The organism is Micromonospora sp. NPDC050276, assembly GCF_044459545.1.
Classification (GTDB): domain Bacteria; phylum Actinomycetota; class Actinomycetes; order Mycobacteriales; family Micromonosporaceae; genus Micromonospora.
In genome coordinates this window covers 396860-419411 of the sequence record NZ_JBITJA010000003.1, presented here as the reverse complement: position 1 = coordinate 419411, position 22552 = coordinate 396860, and the positions used below count along the sequence as shown (strand labels likewise).

Sequence of the window (22552 nt, the reverse complement as noted above, 5' to 3'; positions counted from 1 at the left end):
GTTCACACTCACCCTGCCACCTCTTCCGTCTGCCCGCGGCCCGGCTCATTCGGCCGCTGCTCGACCCGGTCCTGGCCCGTCGGCGACGGCACCAGCCCGGCGTGCCCACCGGTGGACCCGTGCCCACCGGTCCCGCGCCGGGACGCGGGCAGCTCGACCACCGGCTCGAACCGCGCCCGTGCGACCTGCTGGACCACGAGCTGCGCGATCCGGTCGCCGCGGGAGATCTTCGCCGGCACATCCCGATCATGGTTGATCAGGTTGACCAAGATCTCACCCCGGTAGCCGGCGTCGACCGTACCGGGCGCGTTGAGCACCGTCACGCCGAGCCTGGCCGCCAGACCGGACCGGGGGTGGACCAGGCCCACATACCCCTCTGGCAGCGCGATGGCCACGCCGGTGGGCACCAGGGCACGGCCGCCCGGTGGCAGCTCCACGTCCGCGGCCGCCACCAGGTCGGCCCCTGCGTCGCCGGGATGGGCGTACGTGGGCAGCGGCAGCTCAGGGTCGAGCAGCTGTACGGGCACGGGTACGACGTCGGTCACGGGTCCCCTCTTCCGTCCGGTTCTCGGGGTGACCCTGCCATCCTGCCGGTTCGTCGCGCCGCCGTGCGCCGTACCCTCGCAGGAGTGAGCATGTCGCCCTCCCCGTCCGCCGATCAGCCGCCGGTCGCCGCCCACTCGTCGTACACCGAGCGGTTGGATCTGCCCTGGTGGCTGTGGCTGGCCGGGCTGGTGGCCGGCGCGTTGCTGGCCGTCGAGGTCTGGATGGGTGCCCCCGGCGTCCGCGCCTGGCTGCCGTTCGCCGTGCTGGTGCCGCTCACCGCGGTCGGGCTGTGGTGGCTGGGCCGGATCCGGGTCGGGGTGGCCGACTCCGAGCTGCTGGTGGACGACGCCCGCCTGCCGGTGCGCTTCGTGGCCGACGTGGTGCCGCTGGACGCGGCCGGCCGACGTGAGGTGCTCGGGGTTGGCGCCGACCCGCTGGCCTTCGTGGTGCAGCGACCGTGGATCGGCGGCGCCGTGCAGGTGATCCTGGATGATCCCGCGGATCCGACCCCGTTCTGGGTGGTCAGCACCCGACACCCGGTGGAGCTGGCCGAGGCGGTGCTGGCCGCGCGGGACGCGCTGGCGGTGTCCGGTCCCGTCGCGAGCGAGCCGAGCTGACCCGAGGCCGACGGCCTGCTCAGGTGCCGGTCGGCGGGCCCGGTAGGGCCGTCGGTGGCGCGGGCCGCGCGATGCCTCGCCGACGCAGGTCGACCTGAAGTTGGTCGGCCATCTGCCGGGTGGCCCGGCGGTTGAGGAAGCTGGCCACCGCCGCCCCGGTCAGGAACGGCCCAAGCGTGGTGAGGTTGCGGCCGAAACGCCGCAGCAGCATGTCCCGCAGTTCCTTGCGGGCGGCGGTGCCCAGCACCGCGCCCACTCCCACGCCGGGGACCATCGGGTTGACCCCGCGCTGGGTGGCCCAGGAGTGCACCAGCGCGACGGCTCGTTGGTTGCCACCGGCCGGTAGCGCCACACCGTGGATCTCGTGCAGCTCACCGACCAGTTTCAGCTCCACCGCCACCACGGCCACGGTCTCGGCGGCGAGCAGCACCGGCGCGGAGAGCAGGGTCGGGGCGACCGTCCACTCGACGGCGGCGACGCCACCACCGGCCGCGCCGATCGCGGCGGTGGTCCGGGACGCGTTGCGGATGAGTCTGTCGGCCAGGGCGGCATCGTCCAGACCGGGGAAGTGTCGGCGCAGGGTGTCCAGGTCCCGCACGGGCACGTGTGGGGCGATCTCGGCGACGGTGTCGACCATCCAGCGCACGGCGGCCCGGGGCTTGAACAGGTCGGAGATGCCTCGCGCACGGGCCTGCCCGACCATCCGGGTCAGCAGTTGGCGGCGTCGGGCCGGCTCGATGTCGTCAGCGGTCAACGCCGCGACGGTCGCACCGAGGTCGTCCGTGCCGCCGTCGGTGGCACCGAGGTCGCCCGTGCCGCCGTCGGTGGCACCGAGGTCGCCCGTGCCGCCGTCGGTGGTGCCGCCTCGATCACTCATCGGACCTCCCGGTGCTGTGGCTACCCGCTTCGAGTCAAGCAGGTACCCACCGCTGGCGTATGCCTACACCGGCAGCGGCGGCCCCGTTCAGGGGACCGCCGCCGGTGTCGTGGTTGTCAGACGCACTCGCGACAGATCAGCTCGCCGTTACGCTCGACCGCCAGCTGGCTACGGTGGTGGACCAGGAAGCAGCGGGCGCACCGGAACTCGTCCTGCTGCATCGGAAGCACCTTGACCGTGAGCTCCTCGTCGGCCAGATCGGCACCGGGCAGCTCGAAGCTCTCGGCCACCTCGGCCTCGTCGACGTCCACCGCGCCGGACTGTGAGTCGACGCGCCGTGCCTTGAGCTCTTCCAGGCTGTCCTCGCCGAGGTCGACCTCGTCGCGACGCGGGGCGTCGTAGTCGGTGGCCATCGGTTTCACTCTCCCATATCGATGTTGTCGCTTCCGGTTGTAACGCCGGACGACGCTGTTTCGGTTCCGCTGGCCGGCCACCACTTGTGTCGGGCACCCGACCCGAGGACCGAACGGGTCGAGCTCGCTGGGGCGACTCCCCTGCGAGCGCGGAACCTTACCCCCCCTTGGGCGAGGCATGTATACCGCCCTTGCGGCTGAGATGTACGCCCCCGCACGCGAAGTTGTTCCCAATGTGATTCAGGCGACACGAAGATAGGGGTAGTAGTACCTGGTTCGCGGTCGGCGCGCCGGCATGTCGGGCTGTTTCCACGCGACGGCCGGACAACCGTTAACCTCAGCGGCGTATTCGACGGCCGGTGGCCTGAGCGATCGCTCGTGGCCGCCACCACCCACCTGAGGCCCGGGGAGTGCCCTGATGAGTTTTGCGCGCGTGCGAGCACTCGTCGTCGTCGGCCTGCTGGCGGTCATCGCCCTGGTCTTCGTCGTCGTGGCCGTGGTCCGCGACAGCCAGGGTAAGGCGGGCACTGCCGCGGGTTGCCCGGAGGGCTGGCCGCTGGCCGATCTGACCCTGCGCGAACGCAAGGACGTCAAGATCAACGTGCTCAATGCCACGGACCAGCCCGGCCTCGCCCGTACCGTCGCCGACGAATTCAGCAACCGACAGTTCCAGGTCAAGAAGACCGCGACCGAGAAGAAGCAGGTCGCCGGTGTCGCGGTGCTGCGATACGGCCCGAAGGGCGTCGGTTCCGCGCACCTGCTCCAGGCGTACTTCCTCAACAACGCCGTGCCGGGCTACGACGAGAAGCGCACCGACGACACCGTGGACGTGGTGCTGGGCAACGGCTTCCAGCAGCTCGCCACCACGACCGAGGTCAACCAGTCCCTCGGCGACTCGGGCCCGCCGACGGCGCCCAAGGGCTCCTGCCCGTCGCCACCCGCCAAGTGACGGCGTAACCAGTCGGTCGCGCCGCTGGTCCGGCCGAGCACCCACCGATCACGGTCCGCCGGCCGCGTCCAGCGCGGCCAACCGGTCGTGCAACGGCGCGAAGAGCGCGGGCGGCGCGGCGACCACCAGGTCCGGCCCCGCAGGTCCGCCGGCCAGGCCGGCGACCCGTACCCCCGCCTCGGCGGCGACCAGCCCGCCCGCCGCCAGGTCCCAGGCCGCGAGACCCTTCTCGAAGTACGCGTCGAGCCGGCCCTCCGCGACCAGGCAGAGGTCCAGGGCGGCAGCGCCGAGCCGGCGGATGTCGCGTACGTGTGCGATCAACCCCGCCACCACCTGCGCCTGGTGGGCCCGCCGGCCCGCGTCGTAGCCGAAGCCGGTGCCGACCAGCGCCTGCCCCAGGTCGACCTCGCCGGAGCAGCGCAGCCGGACACCGTCGCGCCAGGCTCCACCACCGGCCGTGGCGGTCCACTCCTCGCCGGTGCTCACGTTGCGCACCACGCCGGCGACCACCACGCCGTCCACCTCGGCGGCCAGCGAGACCGCGGAGTGTGGCAGCCCGTACAGGTAGTTCACCGTGCCGTCGATCGGGTCGACGATCCACCGCACTCCACTGCGCGCCGCACCGGAAGCGCCCTCGCCGTACTCCTCGCCGAGCACCGAGTCCTCCGGGCGCAGCGCGGCCAGCGCGTCGAGGATCTGCCGCTCGACCGCCCGGTCGGCGGCGGTGACCACGTCGGTGACGGTGCTCTTCGTCGCGGCGACGACGACCCCCTCGGCGCGCATCCGGTACGCGGTGTCCGCCGCGTCCCGAGCCACCTCGATCGCGATCGCGAGCAGTTCCGGTGGCGTCGTTGCCGAATTGGTCATGGTTCGCCTCTTTCCGCACTCCGGGTGCATGTGGATGTGCACCTACCGACCCGGCTTCCGAAGATCATCGTTCCCGACGCCGGGCGAGGGCACCAGAGCAGGGGCTTCGCCATCCCACCGCTGCGCGGTGGCACCCGTCACCCATCCGCGGGTCGAGAGCGGCCAAGCCTGGCCACTATGCACGTTTAAGTCCGGTAATGTCGCTTAAGTGCCTACCACCCTGTCCACGCTCGGCTCACCATCGTTGCCCAACCGCGACCTGGCGGGGACGGCACCGGCCAGATCGCCAGCGACCTCGCTGATCCACGTGCGCACCCCCGCAACCGCCGCAGCGACCTGCTACCTCCTGCTCAAACGGCAGTTTGGCCACGATCTGCTCGCCGCCCGGGCCGACGACGGGGCCCCTTCGCCGGCCGCGCGGCTATCATTACGTCAAAGTCCACATCTCCGCCGCACTGACGGTCCCCACCGGCGGTACGCGGTGCGGAGCAGGATGATCGCCGCAGACGGCGTTACAATTCACCCCTGCCCACGCGGCACGGACCGCCGACCACCGGCCGGACCGTGACACGAGGGTCCCTCAACCACATCGCCCGGCACGGTAACCCTCGCTGCGCTGGACGAACCCGCCGTGCCCGCTCTTCGCCTCCGGAAGGTCATTCGTGACAGAACCCCGCCAGCCCGGCGCCGACGTTCGCTCGCTCACCGACACCCTGATCGCCCACGCGCAGAGCGCCGGTGGTCAGCTCACGTCGGCCCAGCTCGCGCGCACCGTCGAGTCCGCCGAGGTGACTCCGGCCCAGGCCAAGAAGATTCTGCGGGCGCTCTCCGAGGCGGGAGTGACCGTGGTGGTGGACGGCTCGGCGAGCACCCGCCGACGCGTCGCCGCGGCTCGCTCGACCACGCCGGCGTCCCGGGCCACCACCGCCAAGACCACCAAGAAGGCCGCCGCGCCGGCCCCGAAGCAGGCGCCCGCCGCCGATGACGCCCCGTCGACGCCGGCCCCGCGCAAGGTGGCCGCCCGCAAGGCGACCGGCACCCCCGAGGCCGCCACGGCGACGCCGGCCAAGGCGACCAGGTCGACCCGAGCCACCAAGGCGACGGTGGCCGCGGCCGCCGGAGCCAAGCCGACCAAGGCCGCCGGCAAGGCCAAGGGTGAGGGCGCCGACGGCGAGATCGACCCGGAGGAGCTGGCCGCCGCGATCGAGGACGTGGTGGTCGAGGAGCCGGCCGAGCTGGCCCAGGCCGCCGAGACCGACGCCGCCGCCTCCGCGACGGACAACGACTTCGAGTGGGACGACGAGGAGTCCGAGGCGCTCAAGCAGGCCCGGCGCGACGCCGAGCTGACCGCCTCCGCCGACTCCGTCCGGGCGTACCTGAAGCAGATCGGCAAGGTTCCGCTGCTCAACGCCGAGCAGGAGGTGGAGCTGGCCAAGCGGATCGAGGCCGGGCTCTACGCCGCCGAGCGGCTGCGCGCGGCCGACGAGGGCGAGGAGAAGCTCGCCCGGGAGATGGTCCGTGACCTGGGCTGGATCTCCCGCGACGGCGAGCGGGCCAAGAACCACCTCCTGGAGGCGAACCTCCGACTGGTGGTGTCGCTGGCCAAGCGCTACACGGGCCGTGGCATGGCCTTCCTCGACCTGATCCAGGAGGGCAACCTCGGTCTGATCCGGGCGGTGGAGAAGTTCGACTACACCAAGGGCTACAAGTTCTCCACGTACGCCACCTGGTGGATCCGACAGGCCATCACCCGCGCGATGGCCGACCAGGCCCGCACCATCCGCATCCCGGTGCACATGGTCGAGGTCATCAACAAGCTCGGCCGCATCCAGCGTGAGCTGCTTCAGGACCTGGGCCGCGAGCCCACTCCGGAGGAGCTGGCCAAGGAGATGGACATCACACCCGAGAAGGTGCTGGAGATCCAGCAGTACGCTCGGGAGCCCATCTCGCTGGACCAGACCATCGGCGACGAGGGCGACAGCCAGCTCGGTGACTTCATCGAAGATTCCGAGGCCGTGGTCGCGGTCGACGCGGTCTCGTTCTCGCTCCTGCAGGACCAGCTCCAACAGGTGCTGCAGACGCTCTCCGAGCGTGAGGCGGGTGTGGTACGACTGCGCTTCGGCCTGACCGACGGCCAGCCTCGGACGCTGGACGAGATCGGCCAGGTCTACGGGGTGACCCGGGAGCGGATCCGGCAGATCGAGTCCAAGACGATGTCCAAGCTGCGTCACCCGTCCCGGTCACAGGTCCTCAGGGATTACCTGGACTGAGCCGGTTTCGTCAACCGAACGTGTCGTTTTGACCACCTGGTGTGCAACACCAGATGGTGATCGTCCGGATGCACGAATGTGATCGTTGACGTGGCACCCTGGGTGCACGGCACACTGTCCCTTCCAGGTGTGACCTCGGTCCCCCGCGGGCACACAGGGAAGGCAGTGCCTAGTAAGGGTGTTGCACGATAGGTGAGCAACGACCGAAGAGATTGTTCATCGGTGACGACCAGAGGAGGAAGGCGATGACCCCGACCCTCACGCCGCCGCCCGAGACGGTGGCGCCCCCAGCCGCCGATGAACGGTGCGACCGCTGCAATGCTGCCGGGAAGCTCCGGATCACTCTGGCGGGTGGGAGCGAGCTGGTGTTCTGCGGGCACCACGCGAACAAGTACGCGGAGGATCTCGTGAAGATCACCGAGCGGTTCGCAACGGAGCCCGATTTCAGCTGGCGTGGCGCCGATCTGATGGCGAACTAAATCCGCAAACCGACATAGCCGGCCGGAGGCACCCCGAGGGTGCCTCCGGCCGGCTTTTCTGTCCGAACGCCCTCGCGCCCTCGCGCCCTGCAGGGCCCGTTCCATGATCGACTCGGTTTCACGGAAGTCGCGCTTTCCGCCTCGCTCGAACACCGCGTTTTCAAGAAACCCGAGTGGATCAAGTAGCGGACGCGGACGAAGACCACCGCGCGGACGAAGACCGCAGCACGGACGAAGACCGCAGCACGGACGAAGACCGCAGCGCGGACCAAGACCGCAGCACGGACCAAGACCGCAGCACGGACCAAGACCGCAGCACGGACCAAGACCGCAGCACGGACCAAGACCGCAGCACCGACGAAGACCGCAGCATGGACGAAGACCAGGCACAGACCCAGCACGGGCACCGACCCCACCGCGCAAACACGGGCGCACGCCACGCCGCCATGGCGCAGCCCGGCCGGCCGGCGCGCTGGGGCTGGGCGGGTCTCAGAGGGTCTGCACGGTCGCGATGCGTTCCTCAAGCTGCTCGATGGTCGCCTGGGCGCTCGGCGGGCCGCCGCAGAGTCGGCGCAGTTCGGCGTGGATCTTGCCGTGCGGCTGGCCGGTACGGTGGTGTCGGGCGGCCACCAGGGCGTTCAGTTGGCGCCGGAGCGCCACGCGACGCTGGGCGGCACTCATGGGTGCCGGTGGCGCTGCCGTGGGCGCAGCGGCCGTCTGAGCGGCCCCGTCGGCCGTGCGGCGGCGTTGGGCGGCGAGCTGTGCGGCCTGCCGCTTGGTCAACAGCAGCGACACCTGGTCGGCGGTGAGCAGACCAGGCAGGCCGAGGTATTCCTCTTCCTCGGGGGTGCCCGCCTGGGCCGCGGTGCCGAACGACGCGCCGTCGAAGATCACCTGGTCCAGTTCCGCGGTGGCCGAGAGCGCGGCGAACCGCTTCTCCAACTCCCCACTGGCCTGATCGTCGCGCTGCGCCCGTTCCAAAAGGTCGTCGTCGAAACCGTCGGATTCCTTGGGTTTACCGAGCACGTGGTCGCGCTCGGTCTCCATCTCGCTGGCCAGCCCGAGCAGGTGCGGGACGCTGGGCAGGAAGACCGACGCCGTCTCGCCGGGCCGGCGGGCCCGCACGAACCGGCCGATCGCCTGGGCGAAGTAGAGCGGCGTGCTGGCACTGGTGGCGTAGACCCCGACCGCCAGGCGCGGGATGTCGACCCCCTCGGACACCATTCGCACCGCGACCAGCCAGCGCTGGTCGGACGCCGCGAACGTCGCGATCCGGGCGGACGCGCCCTGGTCGTCGGAGAGCACCACGGCGGCCTTCTCGCCGGTCACCTGCTCGATCAGCTTGGCGTACGAGCGGGCGGTCTGCTGGTCGGTGGCGATGATCAGACCACCGGCGTCGGCCATGCCCGCGTCGCGCAGCACGGTGAGTCGGGCGTCGGCGGCGCGCAGCACCTGTGGCATCCAGTCGCCGGCCGGGTCCAAGGCGGTACGCCACGCCTGCGCCACCAGGTCCTGGGTCATCGGCTCGCCCAGTCGGGCGGCCAGCTCATCCCCCGCGTTGGTGCGCCAGCGGGTCTCCCCGGAGTACGCCAAAAAGAGCACCGGCCGCACGACCCCGTCGCGCAGCGCGTCGGAGTAGCCGTACACCGAGTCGGCGCGGGAGCGCAGCAGCCCGTCCCCGCCCCGCTCGTAGCTGACGAACGGGATCGGGTTGTCGTCGGAGCGGAACGGCGTGCCGGTGAGCATCAGCCGGCGTACGGCGGGCTCGAAGGCCGCCTTCACCCCATCGCCCCAGGACCGGGAGTCGCCGGCGTGGTGGATCTCGTCGAGGATGACCAGGGTGCGTCGGGTCATGGTGCGCCGCCGGTGCACCTGCGGGGCCATCCCCACCTGCGCGTAGGTGACGACCGCCCCGTGGAAGTCGGCCGCCGAGTGCAGGTCGGCGTTGCGGAACGCGGCGTCGAGCTGGATGCCCACCCGGGCCGCGGCGTCGGCCCACTGGTTTTTCAGGTGCTCGGTCGGCGCGACCACGGTGACCGCCTCGACGGTGCCGTCGGCGAGCAGTTCCGCCGCGATCCGCAGGGCGAAGGTGGTCTTGCCGGCGCCCGGGGTGGCGACCGCGGTGAAGTCCTCGGTACGTCGGCGCAGGTACTCCACCAGGGCCTTGCGCTGCCAGGCACGTAGTGCCGGGAACGTCTCGAGCACCGGCGTCCGGGCTGCCACGCGAAGCTCCTCTCCGACCGCACGATGGCGGACCCCGGGCGAGGGCCACGAGTATCCGCCGCCCATGAAAACGCCTCCGCGCAGAAGCTGCCGCGAAGGCCGACTCAGCATAACCAGCGCGGGCCGTGGGGCCCAGGCGACGCCACGCTGGTCACATCTGTCGCACGTCTCACCACTCCCGGTCGGTGCGCGGATCCGCCGAACCGGTGCGTGGCGGGCGCAGCGTGGCCACCGGCGCGGACCAGCGTCGACGCAGCGCGATCAGGCGCAGCCCGAAGACCAGGACGGCGGCGGCGGTCAGCGGCGCGGGGCCGGTCTGCCCGGTGACGTACAGCAGCACCACCAGGATCGAGCCGGCCAGCGCGGCCAGGGCGTAGATCTCCCGGCGCAGCACGACCGGGATCTCGGCGGTGAGCAGGTCCCGGCCGAGCCCGCCGCCGATCGCGGTGAGCATGCCGATGAGGCAGGCGCCGACCGCCGGCACCCGGGCGTCGAGCGCCTTGAGCGTGCCGGTGACGGTGAACAGCGCCAGGCCGGCCGCGTCCAGGACCAGCACGGTCGTCCGTAGTCGGGCCAGTTGCGGGTGCAGCCAGAAGACGGCGAGCGCGGTGATCGCGGCGGTGGCGACGTACCGCCAGTCGGCGAAGGCCAGCGGCGGCACCTCGTCGATGACCAGGTCCCGGAAGATCCCCCCGCCGAGGGCGGCCACGAAGCCGACGAACGCGACGCCGAACAGGTCCAGCCGCTTGGCCACCGCCGCCGAAGCACCGGAGGCGGCGAACACCGCGACCCCGGTCAGGTCGGCGAGGAGCAGGGCGGTGGAGGTGGTCACCGCCGCAGGCTACGTCGCCGGCCGGAGCGCCGGCCGAGGTTCACTCGCGGTACGAGTCGTAGATCTCCTTGCACTTGGGGCAGACCGGCGAACCCGGCTTGGCCGCCTTGGTGACCGGGAATGTCTCGCCGCAGAGGGCGACGACGAAAGTGCCCATGACGGCGCTCTCGGCGATCTTCTCCTTGCGGACGTAGTGGAACATCTCGGGACCGGTGTCGGCGTCCTTCAGCTCCGGACGCTCGAGAACCTCTGTGCTCACGTCTGCACCTCCAACCGTCAAGTTTGGCAGGTCATCACGGCCGGGTCCACTTGAGCCCGGCCGGGGCCCGACCCCGTACGGTGCCCGTGTGACTGACTTTCGCATCAGCTACGGCACCGAGGTCGCCGAAGCCCAGCGCGACGGCCGGCCCGTCGTCGCCCTGGAGAGCACCATCGTCTCGCACGGTCTGCCCCGGCCGGAGAACCTGCGGGTGGCCCGGGAGATCGAGCGGGCGGTTCGGGACGCCGGGGCCGTTCCGGCGACGATCGGCATGATCGCCGGCCAGTTGGTGGTCGGCCTCGACGACGCGCAGCTGACCCGGCTGGCCACCGTCGACGGCGTGACCAAGCTCTCCGTCCGCGACCTCGCGGTGGCGGCCGCGACCGGCGCGGACGGCGCGACCACGGTGGCTGCGACCAGCGCGGTGGCCGCCGCCGCCGGCATCGGGGTGTTCGCCACCGGCGGGCTGGGTGGGGTGCACCGGGAGGCCGCGCACACCTTCGACGAGTCGGCGGATCTGGTCACCCTGGCGCAGACCCCGATCGCGGTGGTCTGCGCCGGGGTCAAGTCGATCCTCGACGTGGGTGCGACGCTGGAGCGCCTGGAGACGCTCGGGGTCGCCGTGGTCGGTTACCGCACCCGCCGATTCCCCGGCTTCTACCGCACCGACGCCGGCTTCGACCTGGACTGGTCGGTGGACTCGCCGGAGCAGGTCGCCGCCGTGCTCGCCGCCCGGGACGAGCAGGCCGTGCACACCGGCGGCCTGCTCATCGCCAACCCGCTGCCGGTCGACGAGCAGCTCGACCCGGAGCTGCACGACCGGACCCTCGCCGACGGTCTGGCCCTGCTGGAGCGGGACGGGATCACCGGCAAGGCCGTCACCCCGTACCTACTCGCGCACTTCCACTCGGCCACCGATGGCGCGAGCCTGGCGGTGAACGTCCGGATCATCCTGCGCAACGCCGACCTGGCCGCGCGGATCGCGGTCGCCGCGGCGGCCCGCAGCGCCACCGTCCCGGCATGACCCGACCGACCCGGGTGGTCGTCGTCGGGGACGTGATCACCGATGTGGTCGCCGTGCTGTCCGGGCCGCTCGCGGCCGGCTCGGACACCGGGGCCGAGATCAGTCTCGGTGGCGGCGGCCAGGCGGCCAACACCGCCGCCTGGGTCGCCGCGCAACGGGTGGACGTCACGCTCGTCGGCGCCGTCGGCACCGACGACGCCGGGCGGGACCGGGTGGCAGAGCTGGACCAGGCCGGCGTCGACTGCGCGATCGACCGGATCGAGGGCGTCCCGACCGGCACGGTCATCGTGTTGGCCGCCGACGACGAACGCACCATGGTCAGCCAGCGGGGCGCGAACCTGCGGTTGAGCGCCGCGCACGTCGACCAGGCCCTCGCGGCGGTGCCCGACGCTGGGCACCTGCACCTGTCCGCGTACACCCTGCTGGACGCCGCCTCACGCGGCGCGGGGCTGCGGGCGTTGGCCGCCGCCCGCGAGCGCGGGCTCACCACCAGCGTCGACGCGGCTTCCGCGGCGCCGCTGCGGCGGGTCGGCGCGGCGGCGTTCCTGAGTTGGGTACGCGACATCGACCTGCTCCTGGTCAACGCGGACGAGGCCACGGTGCTGGCCGGTGGGCTGGACCCGGCGGCGCAGGGGCGGGCGTTGTCGGCGACGGCCCGGCGGGTCGTGGTCAAGCGCGGCGCGGCCGGCGCGGTCTGGGTCGACCGGACACCGGCGGTGTGGGTGGCTCCGGCCCGCCGGGTGGCGGTGGTGGACGTCACGGGGGCGGGCGACGCCTTCGCGGCGGGTCTGCTCACCGCCTGGCTCGCCGGCGCCACCCCGACCGGGGCGCTGAGCCGCGCCACCGACCTGGGCGCGCTGGCCGTTTCGACGGCCGGCGCACGGCCACAGCCGTAGCGGTCGGCAGCCGTAGGCGTCGAACCCTGGTCCGCGCGCGGGTCAGGGTTCGACGTCGATGACCTTGTGCGGGCGTTCCTCGGCGGTGAGGCTCATCGGCGGGGTGTCCTGCTGACGGGGGTGGAACCGGTTGGCCAGCCGGTGCTCCTCCTTCGGCGGCCGATCGTTGGCCAGCAGCACGGCCAGCCAGGGAATGAGCACCATGCCGAGGCCGCACAGTGGCAGCCACAGCCAGAGCAGGGGGGCGTTCGCACCGACCAGGATCGCGCCGACGATGATGCACAGCACCCGGATGCCCATCATCAGGACGTAGCGGCGTTGGCGACTGTTGAGCTGATCGTCCTGGCTGCGCGAGGCGTCGGTGATCAGGATCGGCTGGTACGCCTGACGCTTCACCATGGACCTCCTCGAGGGGTTACGCCTCATCCTGTCACCGCAGGTCCGTGATCAGCGAACTTCGACTCATCCCGGTGCGTGTTACGTCCGTGGTACGCTCCGATACGTGGGCAGCAGGTTCAGCTTCACCGACGAGGCGTTGGCCAACCTGAGGGTCTACGACGTCACGCCCGGGGAAGTCTGGGAGGCGCTGCACAGCGCCCGCCGGGTCATCCGCCATCTGGGTGACGACGTGATGGTGGTCTACGCCGCCGCCCGTCGGGGCCGCCGGCTGGCGGTGCTGCTCGCCGAGGCCGATGGCACCGACAACGACTGGGACATCCTCTCCGCCCGCGAGCTGAGCGACGTCGAGTCCAAGCGCTACGACGAGGCCGTGCGGAGAGATCGCCGATAAGGGGGCCGTGACGATGCACCGTAACGACGCGACCAAGCAGTTCCACGGCGGCGGCGACCGGATCGCCGAGCTGATCGACGAGAGCCCGGCGGCGGACCTGCCCACCCCCGACACCGACGTGCCGATGGTGAGCCGCTCGGTCCGGCTGCCACTGGACACCTACGAGCGGGTCCGCGCCGCCGCCGACGCCCGGGGCATCGGGGTCACCACGCTGATGCGCCAGTGGATCGAGGCGGGCCTGGCCGACCTCGACGACTCGGCCACCGTCTCGCTGGCCGACGTCCGGCGCGCGCTGGCCTCGCTGGCACACCCCACCGCCGCCTGAACGGCCCCCGGGTCAGCCGGCGGCGTTCTTCGCCTTCGCCGCCGCCTTCATCTGCTGCTTGAACTCGCGCACCCGGCGCAGCGAATCGGCGTCGGTGACGTCGGCCACCGACCGGTACGCGCCCGGATCGCCGTACCCGCCGGCCGCCTCCCGCCAGTCCTGCGGGGTCACCCCGAACCGCTTGCCGAGCAGGGCCACGAAGATCTGTGCCTTCTGCTTGCCGAAGCCGGGCAGCGCGGAGACCCGACGCAGCAGCTCCGGGCCGTCGGCGACCTCGGCCCAGAGCAGCGCCGCGTCGCCGTCGTACCGCTCCACCAGCACCTGACAGACCTCCTGCACCCGGGCCGCCATGGCCTTCGGAAACCGGTGCAACGCGGGCGGCTGGGCGAAGAGCGCGACAAGGGCCTCCGGGTCGTACCCGGCCAGCTCCGCCGCGTCCAGTTCGTGGCCGAGCCGCTGGGTGAGCACGTACGGCGAGGAGAACGCCTTCTCCATCGAGACTTGTTGATCAAGGACCATGCCGACCAGCAGGGCCAGCGGGCTGCGCTCCAGCAGCCGGTTGGCTTCGGGGTCGATGGGCAGCACAAGCGTCATGCCGACCATCCTGCCCGTTCGCTCGAATGGGGGTGAACAACAGCCCTGAGTCGGCGGGTTTCGTCGGCCGGGGTAGCTGGGGCTGGAGACATGTTGCCGATACTGTCGGTGAGTCCTTGGAAGGAGGTGGCCGTGCCTAGCCTGGAGAGGCCCCGCGTCGAGTACCGCACGCCGGAGGATCTGGTGCGTGACGTCACCGCCGGACTGGTGCGGATCCCGCCATTCCAGCGATCCTTCAAGTGGGAAGCGGCGGACATCGTCCGCCTTTTCGACAGTCTGCTACGCGGCTTCCCGATCGGAAACCTGCTGCTGTGGCGGCGTCCGGCGCCGGCGCAACGCCTCCAGGTCGGTCCGCTGGAAGTTGTGGCGCCCGAGACGGCGGCAGCCCTTTGGGTCGTCGATGGCCAGCAACGCATCGTCTCTCTCGTTGGTGCTCTGACCCGGGCGGACCGCTCGGTCGACCCGCGGTTCCGGGTCCATCTCGACCTAGACGCGGGCGAGTTTCACACCATCGGTAACCGTCAGCGGCCGCCGCGTTCCTGGGTGCCGGTCAGCTCCCTGCTGGACACTGCGGTCCTGCTCCGATGGATGCGGGACAACTCCGACTGGCTTTCCGAGGATCAACTCGCCCTCGCTGATCAGGCAGCAAAGGCGATACGTGAGTACCAGATTCCGACATACATCGTTCACTCGGCGGATGAAGAGGCCCTGCTCGAAATCTTCACCCGGATGAACACCACGGGGAAGCGGCTCACCAAGTCCGAAGTCTTTCAGGCGTTGCACACTGGTGCCGTCAGCGAGGAGCTGAGCAGCTTGCATGGCCTCGGCCAGGTTCCGGCCACGCTCGGGTTCGGAACGCTCGACGACCGGCTGGCCTTGCGCTGCGTTCTTGCGTATCGGGGCGGCGACATCTTCCGAGAGGATTTCCGGCAGGAGTTCGGCCCTCAGGACGACCCGGCGGAGACGCTGCGGGAGGTGGCCGCACGACTGCGGGAGGCTGTCGAATTCCTACGCGGCGAGTGCGGCATCCCGCACATTAGACTCTTGCCCTACTCACACGTACTGCCGATCCTGGTCCGGTTCATTCGGTTGCACGGAACACCGGCCGGCCGACCAGCGACCTTACTGCGACGCTGGGTCTGGCGCAGTGCTGTCGCGGGCACACGAGCCCGTGGGATTAGCGTTGCCGACGTCCGTAATCAGGTGGACTCGGTTGACGCACCCGACGCGCTGACGGCCGCGTCAAACGTGTTGCGGCAGGTGCAATCCTTCCCCGACTTCTCGGCGGAGTTGGACAAGGTCCACTTCAACCATGCGATGACCAAACTCAACACTCTGGGACTGCTCGCGGCCGAGCCACGCGATCTCAACAGCGGCGAGATCATCGACGTCTCCCGGCTACTGGAACAGGGCAGTCCGTTACGGCCGCTGCTGCCCGACAGCAGCGGCTCCGCCCTGGGTACGATCGCCAACCGTTTCGTGCTTCCTCCCGGGGAACGCGTCACCCGCTCAGCCCTCGTGGACGCCTCCGCAGCCGTCGCAGCCAGCCATCTGATCACCGATGACGCCCGGCGTCTGGCACTGCGCGACGACTGGGCCGGCTTCCTGGAGCTGCGGGCTCAGGAGTGCTCCCGGACCATCACCGGCCACGTCAATCGGATGGCCGAGTGGGGGGCACGGGACGGACGATCACTCACGGACATAGTGCGGACGGCCGCGTGACATGACCGGAACGACAGCCGAGGTGCGGCTACACGGCCGACGGGTCGGCGAACTTCAGTTTCACCAGGGCGGGTCCGAATTCATCTACGACGATGACCTCTCCTCGCCCGACCACCGGGTTCTCGGCCAGATCTTCGAGGACGATCCCCGGTCGGTCCGACGCACCCGGGTCGGCCTGCCCCCGTGGTTCGCCAACCTGTTGCCCGAGGGCGCTCTGCGTCGCCAGATCGTTCGTGAGCTCGGGGGCGGCAGAGTGGGGGACTTCACCCTGCTACTCAGAGTGGGCAGCAACCTGCCGGGTGCCGTCACCGTGCACGCCGACAGCGAGCCAGAGGACGACTTTCCTCCGGAGACGGGTCAGCTCGACCATCCGCTGCGCCACTCGTTGGCCGGTGTGCAGCTCAAATATTCGATCTCAGCGGACCGGCTCGCCGTACCAGTGAGCGGACAGGGCGGTTGGTGGATCGTGAAGCTGCCCGACCAGGGTCTGCGTGACCTGCCCGCCAACGAATACCTGACAATGAGTTGGTTGGCTGCAGCCGGATTCCCGGTGCCGGCGGTGCATCTCCTGCGGGCGGATGAGATCAAGGGTCTGCCCGACGGCCTGGTCCGCCCGACCGATCTCGTCTACGTCATCCAACGGTTCGACCGCGCCCCTGGCGAACGCATCCACGTGGAGGACTTCGCCCAGATCGCGGACGTCGAACCCATGTTCAAGTACAGCGAGTCGGGTGCCTCGTACGACAGTCTCGCCGCCGCGATCCGGCAACTGACCGGGGACGAGGGCTACCACGACTTCATCGCTCGTCTCGCCGCCCTGCTGATCGTGGGCAATACGGATGGGCATCTGAAGAACTGGGCGATCAGGTACGCGGACGGACGGACTCCGCACCTCGCTCCGGTTTACGACTTCCACTCTTTATCGGTCTACTCCCCCTACCGTTGGGCGCCGCTGGCGCTCAGCCTGGATGGGGAGACGGTACCGAGCGCTGTCACTGGTGATCACTTTCGGCGGCTGGCCGAGCGGGCTGGCGCGGATCCGGAGCGGACATTCGACACGGTGGCGCAGACCGTGGCACGGCTGCGTTCGGCGTGGGATGCGGTCATGGCGGGCGAGGCCCTGGTGCGATTCGACGCGTTGGCGGACCATTACACCGAGCGGCTCGGCACCTTGACGATCTGCAACTCGGACGGCTGATCCGCCCTACGACCCGATTGTTCAGGTGCGACGATGGATGCGCAGCAGCTAGCTGCCACGTCGATCATTCTCGGTTGGCACCGCTGGCGGCACGGATCTGCCGGGTGACGCTGACCCGGGACGCGACGGGAGGCAGGATGTCGGGGTGGACGAACACGACATGCTGCTCTCCCCCGCCGGCGTCGACGCGCTGCGCACCGCGCTGACCCGGACCGGTTTCACCAGCCACGGCATCGCCGAGCGGCTGGGCGCCCAGGCGACCGCCGCGGTCGCCCGCAACGACTACCGAGCCGCGCTGCGCGCCACCGAGGACGGCGATCCGCTCGGCACCCTGATCCGGATCTTCATCTGCGACCAGACCGAGCCGGAGGCGGCGGTGGCCGCCGCGCTGACCCCGCTGAGCCTGGCGGACGCGCTGGCCGGCGGGCTGGTCGAGCGGCACGGCGACGGGCTGCGTGCCGGCGTCGACCTGGAGCCGTACGGCGACGACTGGTGGGTGCTCGCCGACGTGCCGACCAGCGCCCGGCCGGGTCGCCCGTTGCACGCCGAACACGTCCTGGGCATCGGCGGGGCGACCCACACCCTGATCGGCGCGACCATGCGCCGGCCGGTCGACACCGCACTGGACCTGGGCACCGGCTCTGGCGTCCAGGCCCTGCATCTGGCCACCCACGCCAGGTCGGTGACCGCCACCGACCTCTCCGAGCGGGCGCTGCGCTTCGCCGCGACCACCGCCGCGCTCAACGGTCAGGACTGGGAGCTGTTGCGCGGCGACTTGGTCGCGCCGGTGGCCGGTCGACGCTTCGACCTGGTGGTGAGCAATCCACCGTTCGTGGTCGGGCCCGGCACCACCACCCACGTCTACCGCGACTCCGGCCGGATCGGTGACGCGATCGGCGCCGAACTGGCCGCCGCCGCACCGGGCCTGCTCACCGAGGGCGGCACCATGCAGTACCTGGCGAACTGGGTGCACATCGCCGGCGAGGAGTGGGACCAGCGGGTGTCCGGCTGGTTCGCCGGGACCGGCCTGGACGCCTGGGTGATCCAGCGCGAGGTGGCCGACCCGATGGCGTACGTCGACCTGTGGCTCACCGACGTCGGCGAGACCGCCGACCCGCAGCGGATGGCCGCCTGGCTGGACTGGTTCGACGCGCACAAGGTGGAGGGGATCGGCTTCGGCATCGTGTCCCTGCGCCGCAGTGGGCACGCCGACCCGGTGATCCGGGTGGAGGACCTGCGCCAGCGGGTGCAGCCACCGCTGGGTGACCAGATCGCCGCCTGGTTCGACCGCCAGGACTTTCTTCGGGTACGCGACACCGAGGCGTTGCTCGCCGAGCGCTACCGGGCCGCCGAGGGTCTCCAGCTGCGGCAGGAGGCCACCATGGGCGACGAGGGCTGGGGGGTGGACCGGCAGGTCCTCGCGATGCCGAACGGCCTGCGTTGGACCGAGGAGATCGACCCGCTGGTGCTGGCGTTGGTCGGCGGCGCCGACGGCCGACTGGAGCTGCGTGATCAGCTGGCCCTGCTCGCCGCGGCGCACGACGTCGAGCCCGACGAGATGGCCGAGGCCGCCGGCCCGATCGTGGCGCACCTGGTGGAGCGCGGTTTCATCGAGCCGGTGACCGCCTGATGCGTGCGGTGGTGCAGACCGTCGGGCGGGCCAGCGTGACGGTCGACGGCGAGGTGGTCGGCGCGATCGAGGACGGCCTGCTGGTGCTGCTCGGGGTGACCCATACCGACACCGCGCAGACCGCTCAGACGATGGCCCGCAAGGTGCACGAGCTGCGCATCCTGGACGGTGAGCGCTCCGCCGCCGACACCGGTGCACCGATCCTGGTGGTCAGCCAGTTCACCCTCTACGGCGACGTCCGCAAGGGCCGGCGCCCGAGCTGGACCGCCGCCGCCCCCGCCGAGGTCGCCGAACCACTGGTGACAGCGGTGGTCGACGCCCTGCGTGAACGAGGAGCCAAGGTGGAGACCGGCCGCTTCCGCACCCACATGCTGGTGGAAAGCACCAACATAGGCCCCCAAACCCTCCTCCTAGACCTCTAACACCCCACCCCTGTTGCTCCCGTTGCCCCGCCCCCCTTGCCCCCGGTGATCAAGAGCTTTGCGTCAAGATTCGGGGTCGACGTGACGCAAACCTCTTGATCACCGGGGAGGTGCGGGGGGCGGGGTGGTGGGGTGGGGTGGGGTGTTAGGAGAAGAGGCCTCGGCGGGTTAGGGACTGGCGGAGCCAGTTGTCGAGTTCGGCGGTCCAGTCGGTGCGGTCGGCGGTGGCGTGGTCGACCGTGAACCGGCCGAAGGCGTCCCGGCCCTCGGTGAAGACGCCGCCACGCTTGTCGACCTCCAGCACCACCTGCATCTGCTGCGCGTCGGCGACGAAGGTGACCTCCAACTGGTTGATCGAGCGGGCGTACTGCGGCGCCGGGCTGAACTCGATCTCCTGGTAGAACGGCAACGTCTGATGCACGCCGTAGATGTGGCCACGCTCCACATCGGCGCGTGCGAACCGGAAACCCAGCCGCAGCAACCCGTCCAGCAGTCGCTCCTGCGCCGGCAGCGGATGCACCGCCACGGCGTCCAGGTCACCCTTGTCGACCGCGCGGGCGACCTCCAACTCGGTACGCAGGCCCATCGTCATCCCGTGCAGGTGCTGCCCGTACAGCACGGTGACCGGTGTCTCCCACGGCACGTCGAAGCGGAACGGGAGGTCGTAGCGCTGCCCCGGCTCCAGCCGGAACGCGCCGGTGACCTGCTGGCGGTGGAACTCCTGGGTGGTGTCGTGGTCGTTGTCGCCACTCTCGACCTCGACCCTGGTGACCAGGCCGAGGGTGACGTGGTCGATGTCGACCTGGTGATCGCCCCCCACCACCTGGATGCGGCCCTCCAGCTGGCCGCCGGGGCGGCAGTTCGGGTTGGCCAACACCGTCTCCACCGACGGGCCGCCGACCCCCATCGCCTTCATCAGCCGCTTGAAGACCACACCGTCCTCCATCTGTCGTTCTCGACCGACCAGCGATGGCCGGCCGTTCGCAACGTAGCCGGGACGGGCAACCGTCCAACGGGATGACACACCGCGCCAGCGAACCGACCCAATTCCTGTCGGGTGCCCGATCGCCTCACTCCCGTTTTACGCCCCGCCCGCCAAGCTGTTGTCACACCGGCACCACTGGGCCGGAGACACGGCACAGACGTGGAAACGGGGAGAGACAGAGATGGTCCTGCAGATGACGGAACACCGGACGCGCCCGGCCACCACGACCGACACCGATGGGGCCAGCGAGGCGCTGGTCGACCTGGACGCCACCGACGAGCGTGGCATCTCCACCGACCTGGTCCGGGCCTACCTCAACGGGATCGGCCGGACGAAGCTGCTGACCGCCGCGCAGGAGGTCGACTTGGCACGGCGCATCGAGGCCGGCCTGTTCGCCGCCGAGAAGCTGGCCACCTGCACCCCGGTTTCCGCGGAGCTGCGAGCCGACCTGGAGCTGATCGTCGCGGAGGGTCGGGCAGCCAAGGACCACCTGTTGGAGGCGAACCTGCGGCTGGTGGTCAGCATCGCCAAGCGCTACACCGGCCGTGGCATGGCGTTTCTCGACCTGATCCAGGAGGGCAACCTCGGTCTGATCCGGGCGGTGGAGAAGTTCGACTACGCCAAGGGCTACAAGTTCTCCACGTACGCCACCTGGTGGATTCGACAGGCCATCACCCGCGCGATGGCCGACCAGGCCCGCACCATCCGCATCCCGGTGCACATGGTCGAGCAGGTCAACCGGATGGTCCGGGCCCGCCGTGAGTTGGCGGTGACGCTGGGCCGCGAACCGACGGTCAGCGAGGTCGCCCGCGCACTGGAGGTCCCCGAGATCCAGGTCATCGAGCTGATCTCGTACGACCGGGAGCCGGTCAGCCTGGACCAAGCCGTCGGCGACGACGGTGAGAGCGCGCTCGGCGACTTCGTCGCCTCGGTGGACCCGCGCACCGAGCCGGGCGACGCCGCCGCCCAGGGCGAGCTGCGCAACGAGGTCAGCATCGTGCTGGCCACCCTGTCCCAGCGGGAGCAGGCGGTCATCCGGCTCCGGTTCGGCCTGGACGACGGTCGGCAGCGCACCCTGGACGAGGTCGGTCGGGAGTTCGGCCTGTCCCGGGAGCGGATCCGGCAGATCGAGAAGGTGACGCTGCTGAAGCTGCGCGCCCCGGAGCGGGCCCAGCGTCTGGAGGCGTACGCCTGCTGACGCACCCGGTTCCCACGGAAGGCCCTGGCGGTTCGCCGGGGCCTTCCGTGCTGTCGAGGTGCTTGACGCTGACCTGGATCTGCGATAGAACCAGGGGGTTATTTAACCAGGAGGTTATGAGCGTTGGGTGGGGATTTGTTGGACGCGACGTTCGCGGCGCTGGCCGACCCGACCCGGCGGGCCATCCTCGCCCGGCTCGCGCAGGGCGAGGCCACCGTGACGGAGTTGGCGGAGCCCTTCGAGATGAGCCAGCCCGCCGTCTCCAAGCACCTCAAGGTGCTGGAACGCGCCGGCCTGGTCAGCCGAGGACGGGACGCCCAGCGCCGGCCGTGCCGGCTGGAGGCCCGACCGCTACGCGAGGCGACTGCCTGGCTCGCCAACTACCGCGACTACTGGGCGGAGAGCTACCAGCGCCTCGACGCCCTGCTCGGTGAAGTCCAGGCCGAGGAGCAGGCCGACGCCGCCGGGGAGCGGGCCGCCGAGCCCCGGCGCGCCCGACCGGACGGGTCGAGCCGGTGACCGGCGTCGAGGACGCGCTCGTCGTGCACGCCCCGAGCGACCGGGAAATCGTGTTGAGTCGGCTGTTCGACGCCCCGGCTCACCTGGTGTTCGCCGCCTTCACGCAACCCGAGCTGCTGGTCCGATGGTACGGCGCACGCGGTTGGCGGTTGGCGGAGTGCGACATCGACCTGCGGATCGGCGGGCGGTGGCGGTTCGTGTCGCTGGGGCCCGACGGTGCCCGGATGGTCCAGGCTGGGATCTACCGACAGATCGAGCCAGCGCACCAACTGGTGTGCACCGAACTCTTCGAGGACCAGTCCTACCCCGGCGAGACGCTGGTCAGCCACCAGTTCACCGAGTTGGCCGGCCGGACGACGGTCACCACGACACTGCGCTACGCCACCCGCGAGGGGCGGGACACCGTGCTGCGTTACCCGATGGCCCGGGGTGTCGGGCAGAGCTACCTGCGGCTCGCCGACCTGCTGCACCTGACAACGACGACACGAGGAGAGCAACCATGAACTGGACGCTGGAAGTGGTGATCGTACCGGTCTCCGATGTGGACCGGGCGAAGAAGTTCTACGCCGACCAGCTCGGCTTCGCGGTGGACCACGACACGGTGATCAGCGACCAGGCGCGCATCGTCCAGCTGACCCCGCCCGGCTCCGGCTGCTCGATCGTGATCGGCAAGGGCGTCGTCCCGGAGATGCCACCGGGCTCACTCAAGGGGCTGCAACTGGTGGTGCCCGACCTGAAGCAGGCTCGCGAGGAGCTGGTCGAACGGGGTGTGGAGGTCAGCGAGATCCAGGTGGTGGGTCAGAATCCCCGGCCGGTGCCGGATCCGCTGGACAACGTCGGCTTCGTCTTCTTCGCCGACCCGGACGGCAACACCTGGGGCGTCCAGCAGATCTCCAGCCGCGCCTGACCGGGCACGC

26 protein-coding genes are annotated in these 22552 nt (G+C 70.6%); 16 read left to right on the top strand and 10 right to left on the bottom strand.

Going from position 1 to position 22552, the window contains the following annotated elements; genetic code table 11:
- Positions 1-8 precede the first annotated feature (8 nt).
- Positions 9-545, bottom strand: a complete 537-nt coding sequence (gene dut, locus ACIBF8_RS08000) for a dUTP diphosphatase (RefSeq protein ID WP_396781603.1) — start codon at positions 543-545, stop codon at positions 9-11.
- 84 nt (positions 546-629) lie between these two features.
- Between dut and ACIBF8_RS07995 the strand changes: the two genes are divergently transcribed.
- On the top strand, positions 630-1163 hold the full coding sequence (locus ACIBF8_RS07995) for a DUF3093 domain-containing protein (protein WP_396781602.1): 534 nt from the start codon (positions 630-632) through the stop codon (positions 1161-1163).
- 19 nt (positions 1164-1182) lie between these two features.
- Here ACIBF8_RS07995 and ACIBF8_RS07990 read toward each other — a convergent pair whose 3' ends face one another.
- Both ACIBF8_RS07990 and ACIBF8_RS07985 read right to left on the bottom strand, forming a co-directional pair.
- The gene (locus ACIBF8_RS07990; protein WP_396781601.1) at positions 1183-2040 is read right to left on the bottom strand and encodes a hypothetical protein; all 858 of its coding nucleotides are present in this window, start codon (positions 2038-2040) and stop codon (positions 1183-1185) included.
- Between the two features lie 116 nt (positions 2041-2156).
- Positions 2157-2453: a DUF4193 domain-containing protein gene (locus ACIBF8_RS07985; RefSeq protein ID WP_007075406.1), complete on the bottom strand. Its 297-nt coding sequence runs from the start codon at positions 2451-2453 to the stop codon at positions 2157-2159.
- A gap of 433 nt (positions 2454-2886) precedes the next feature.
- Between ACIBF8_RS07985 and ACIBF8_RS07980 the strand changes: the two genes are divergently transcribed.
- Positions 2887-3402 carry a LytR C-terminal domain-containing protein gene (locus ACIBF8_RS07980; protein WP_396781768.1) on the top strand — a complete coding sequence of 172 codons (516 nt, stop codon included), beginning with the start codon at positions 2887-2889 and terminating at the stop codon, positions 3400-3402.
- A gap of 48 nt (positions 3403-3450) precedes the next feature.
- Here ACIBF8_RS07980 and ACIBF8_RS07975 read toward each other — a convergent pair whose 3' ends face one another.
- Positions 3451-4269 carry an inositol monophosphatase family protein gene (locus tag ACIBF8_RS07975; protein ID WP_396781600.1) on the bottom strand — a complete coding sequence of 273 codons (819 nt, stop codon included), beginning with the start codon at positions 4267-4269 and terminating at the stop codon, positions 3451-3453.
- Between the two features lie 662 nt (positions 4270-4931).
- On the opposite strand from ACIBF8_RS07975, the gene ACIBF8_RS07970 reads away from it, so the two are divergent.
- Positions 4932-6539 (top strand): RNA polymerase sigma factor, encoded by a 1608-nt coding sequence (locus ACIBF8_RS07970; RefSeq protein WP_396781599.1) that lies wholly within the window; start codon positions 4932-4934, stop codon positions 6537-6539.
- 245 nt (positions 6540-6784) lie between these two features.
- Complete coding sequence (locus ACIBF8_RS07965) at positions 6785-7018, top strand: hypothetical protein (RefSeq protein ID WP_030337431.1); 234 nt, start codon at positions 6785-6787, stop codon at positions 7016-7018.
- 489 nt (positions 7019-7507) lie between these two features.
- Here the strand turns inward: ACIBF8_RS07965 and ACIBF8_RS07960 are convergent, their stop codons facing one another.
- The 3 genes from ACIBF8_RS07960 to ACIBF8_RS07950 form a co-directional block, all read right to left on the bottom strand.
- Positions 7508-9241 (bottom strand): DEAD/DEAH box helicase, encoded by a 1734-nt coding sequence (locus ACIBF8_RS07960; RefSeq protein WP_396781598.1) that lies wholly within the window; start codon positions 9239-9241, stop codon positions 7508-7510.
- Between the two features lie 169 nt (positions 9242-9410).
- Positions 9411-10073, bottom strand: coding sequence for a trimeric intracellular cation channel family protein (locus ACIBF8_RS07955; protein ID WP_396781597.1), 663 nt, complete (start codon positions 10071-10073; stop codon positions 9411-9413).
- Positions 10074-10113: 40 nt separating this feature from the next.
- Positions 10114-10332, bottom strand: a complete 219-nt coding sequence (locus tag ACIBF8_RS07950) for a DUF3039 domain-containing protein (RefSeq protein WP_007456912.1) — start codon at positions 10330-10332, stop codon at positions 10114-10116.
- A gap of 88 nt (positions 10333-10420) precedes the next feature.
- Here ACIBF8_RS07950 and ACIBF8_RS07945 point away from each other — a divergent pair, with 88 nt between their 5' ends.
- Positions 10421-11356 (top strand): pseudouridine-5'-phosphate glycosidase, encoded by a 936-nt coding sequence (locus ACIBF8_RS07945; RefSeq protein WP_396781596.1) that lies wholly within the window; start codon positions 10421-10423, stop codon positions 11354-11356.
- A complete protein-coding gene (locus ACIBF8_RS07940; RefSeq protein ID WP_396781595.1) occupies positions 11353-12252 on the top strand; it encodes a carbohydrate kinase family protein in 900 nt (299 codons plus the stop codon). Before ACIBF8_RS07945 ends, ACIBF8_RS07940 begins: the two co-directional genes overlap by 4 nt.
- 42 nt (positions 12253-12294) lie before the next feature.
- Here ACIBF8_RS07940 and ACIBF8_RS07935 read toward each other — a convergent pair whose 3' ends face one another.
- Positions 12295-12651, bottom strand: coding sequence for a DUF3099 domain-containing protein (locus tag ACIBF8_RS07935; protein WP_396781594.1), 357 nt, complete (start codon positions 12649-12651; stop codon positions 12295-12297).
- Between the two features lie 103 nt (positions 12652-12754).
- Here ACIBF8_RS07935 and ACIBF8_RS07930 point away from each other — a divergent pair, with 103 nt between their 5' ends.
- Both ACIBF8_RS07930 and ACIBF8_RS07925 read left to right on the top strand, forming a co-directional pair.
- On the top strand, positions 12755-13042 hold the full coding sequence (locus tag ACIBF8_RS07930; RefSeq protein WP_124771959.1) for a hypothetical protein: 288 nt from the start codon (positions 12755-12757) through the stop codon (positions 13040-13042).
- 13 nt (positions 13043-13055) lie between these two features.
- The gene (locus ACIBF8_RS07925; protein ID WP_396781767.1) at positions 13056-13367 is read left to right on the top strand and encodes a hypothetical protein; all 312 of its coding nucleotides are present in this window, start codon (positions 13056-13058) and stop codon (positions 13365-13367) included.
- A gap of 12 nt (positions 13368-13379) precedes the next feature.
- On the opposite strand, the gene ACIBF8_RS07920 is transcribed toward ACIBF8_RS07925, so the two are convergent.
- Positions 13380-13970, bottom strand: coding sequence for an HhH-GPD-type base excision DNA repair protein (locus ACIBF8_RS07920; RefSeq protein ID WP_396781593.1), 591 nt, complete (start codon positions 13968-13970; stop codon positions 13380-13382).
- Between the two features lie 123 nt (positions 13971-14093).
- Between ACIBF8_RS07920 and ACIBF8_RS07915 the strand changes: the two genes are divergently transcribed.
- The 4 genes from ACIBF8_RS07915 to dtd all read left to right on the top strand — a co-directional run bounded on the left by ACIBF8_RS07915 (position 14094) and on the right by dtd (position 18933).
- Entirely contained in the window at positions 14094-15683 is a 1590-nt protein-coding gene (locus tag ACIBF8_RS07915; RefSeq protein ID WP_396781592.1) for a DUF262 domain-containing protein, read from the top strand.
- Between the two features lies 1 nt (position 15684).
- Positions 15685-16881, top strand: a complete 1197-nt coding sequence (locus ACIBF8_RS07910; protein WP_396781591.1) for a type II toxin-antitoxin system HipA family toxin — start codon at positions 15685-15687, stop codon at positions 16879-16881.
- Positions 16882-17026: 145 nt separating this feature from the next.
- On the top strand, positions 17027-18511 hold the full coding sequence (locus ACIBF8_RS07905) for a methyltransferase (protein ID WP_396781590.1): 1485 nt from the start codon (positions 17027-17029) through the stop codon (positions 18509-18511).
- Positions 18511-18933, top strand: a complete 423-nt coding sequence (gene dtd / locus ACIBF8_RS07900) for a D-aminoacyl-tRNA deacylase (RefSeq protein WP_396781589.1) — start codon at positions 18511-18513, stop codon at positions 18931-18933. Before ACIBF8_RS07905 ends, dtd begins: the two co-directional genes overlap by 1 nt.
- Positions 18934-19078: 145 nt before the next feature.
- On the opposite strand, the gene ACIBF8_RS07895 is transcribed toward dtd, so the two are convergent.
- Positions 19079-19867 (bottom strand): sporulation protein, encoded by a 789-nt coding sequence (locus ACIBF8_RS07895; RefSeq protein ID WP_396781766.1) that lies wholly within the window; start codon positions 19865-19867, stop codon positions 19079-19081.
- A gap of 232 nt (positions 19868-20099) precedes the next feature.
- On the opposite strand from ACIBF8_RS07895, the gene sigB reads away from it, so the two are divergent.
- The 4 genes from sigB (at position 20100) to ACIBF8_RS07875 (ending at position 22542) form a co-directional block, all read left to right on the top strand.
- Positions 20100-21116, top strand: a complete 1017-nt coding sequence (gene sigB, locus ACIBF8_RS07890) for an RNA polymerase sigma factor SigB (RefSeq protein ID WP_396781588.1) — start codon at positions 20100-20102, stop codon at positions 21114-21116.
- A gap of 135 nt (positions 21117-21251) precedes the next feature.
- Positions 21252-21635, top strand: a complete 384-nt coding sequence (locus ACIBF8_RS07885; protein ID WP_396781765.1) for an ArsR/SmtB family transcription factor — start codon at positions 21252-21254, stop codon at positions 21633-21635.
- Complete coding sequence (locus tag ACIBF8_RS07880; RefSeq protein WP_396781587.1) at positions 21632-22138, top strand: SRPBCC family protein; 507 nt, start codon at positions 21632-21634, stop codon at positions 22136-22138. The genes ACIBF8_RS07885 and ACIBF8_RS07880 overlap by 4 nt, the downstream gene beginning before the upstream one ends.
- Positions 22135-22542: a VOC family protein gene (locus ACIBF8_RS07875; protein ID WP_396781586.1), complete on the top strand. Its 408-nt coding sequence runs from the start codon at positions 22135-22137 to the stop codon at positions 22540-22542. Before ACIBF8_RS07880 ends, ACIBF8_RS07875 begins: the two co-directional genes overlap by 4 nt.
- The last annotated feature ends 10 nt before the right edge of the window (positions 22543-22552 follow it).

Bases quoted from the DNA above. Each gene is read 5' to 3' on its own strand.
- ACIBF8_RS07990 (WP_396781601.1), bottom strand. From the start codon at position 2,040: ATGAGTGATCGAGGCGGCACCACCGACGGCGGCACGGGCGACCTCGGT.
- ACIBF8_RS07935 (WP_396781594.1), bottom strand. From the start codon at position 12,651: ATGGTGAAGCGTCAGGCGTACCAGCCGATCCTGATCACCGACGCCTCG.
- ACIBF8_RS07965 (WP_030337431.1), top strand. From the start codon at position 6,785: ATGACCCCGACCCTCACGCCGCCGCCCGAGACGGTGGCGCCCCCAGCC.
- ACIBF8_RS07875 (WP_396781586.1), top strand. From the start codon at position 22,135: ATGAACTGGACGCTGGAAGTGGTGATCGTACCGGTCTCCGATGTGGAC.
- ACIBF8_RS07920 (WP_396781593.1), bottom strand. From the start codon at position 13,970: ATGGTCGGCATGACGCTTGTGCTGCCCATCGACCCCGAAGCCAACCGG.
- ACIBF8_RS07985 (WP_007075406.1), bottom strand. From the start codon at position 2,453: ATGGCCACCGACTACGACGCCCCGCGTCGCGACGAGGTCGACCTCGGC.
- ACIBF8_RS07910 (WP_396781591.1), top strand. From the start codon at position 15,685: ATGACCGGAACGACAGCCGAGGTGCGGCTACACGGCCGACGGGTCGGC.
- ACIBF8_RS07925 (WP_396781767.1), top strand. From the start codon at position 13,056: ATGCACCGTAACGACGCGACCAAGCAGTTCCACGGCGGCGGCGACCGG.
- dtd (WP_396781589.1), top strand. From the start codon at position 18,511: ATGCGTGCGGTGGTGCAGACCGTCGGGCGGGCCAGCGTGACGGTCGAC.
- sigB (WP_396781588.1), top strand. From the start codon at position 20,100: ATGGTCCTGCAGATGACGGAACACCGGACGCGCCCGGCCACCACGACC.
- ACIBF8_RS07940 (WP_396781595.1), top strand. From the start codon at position 11,353: ATGACCCGACCGACCCGGGTGGTCGTCGTCGGGGACGTGATCACCGAT.
- ACIBF8_RS07975 (WP_396781600.1), bottom strand. From the start codon at position 4,269: ATGACCAATTCGGCAACGACGCCACCGGAACTGCTCGCGATCGCGATC.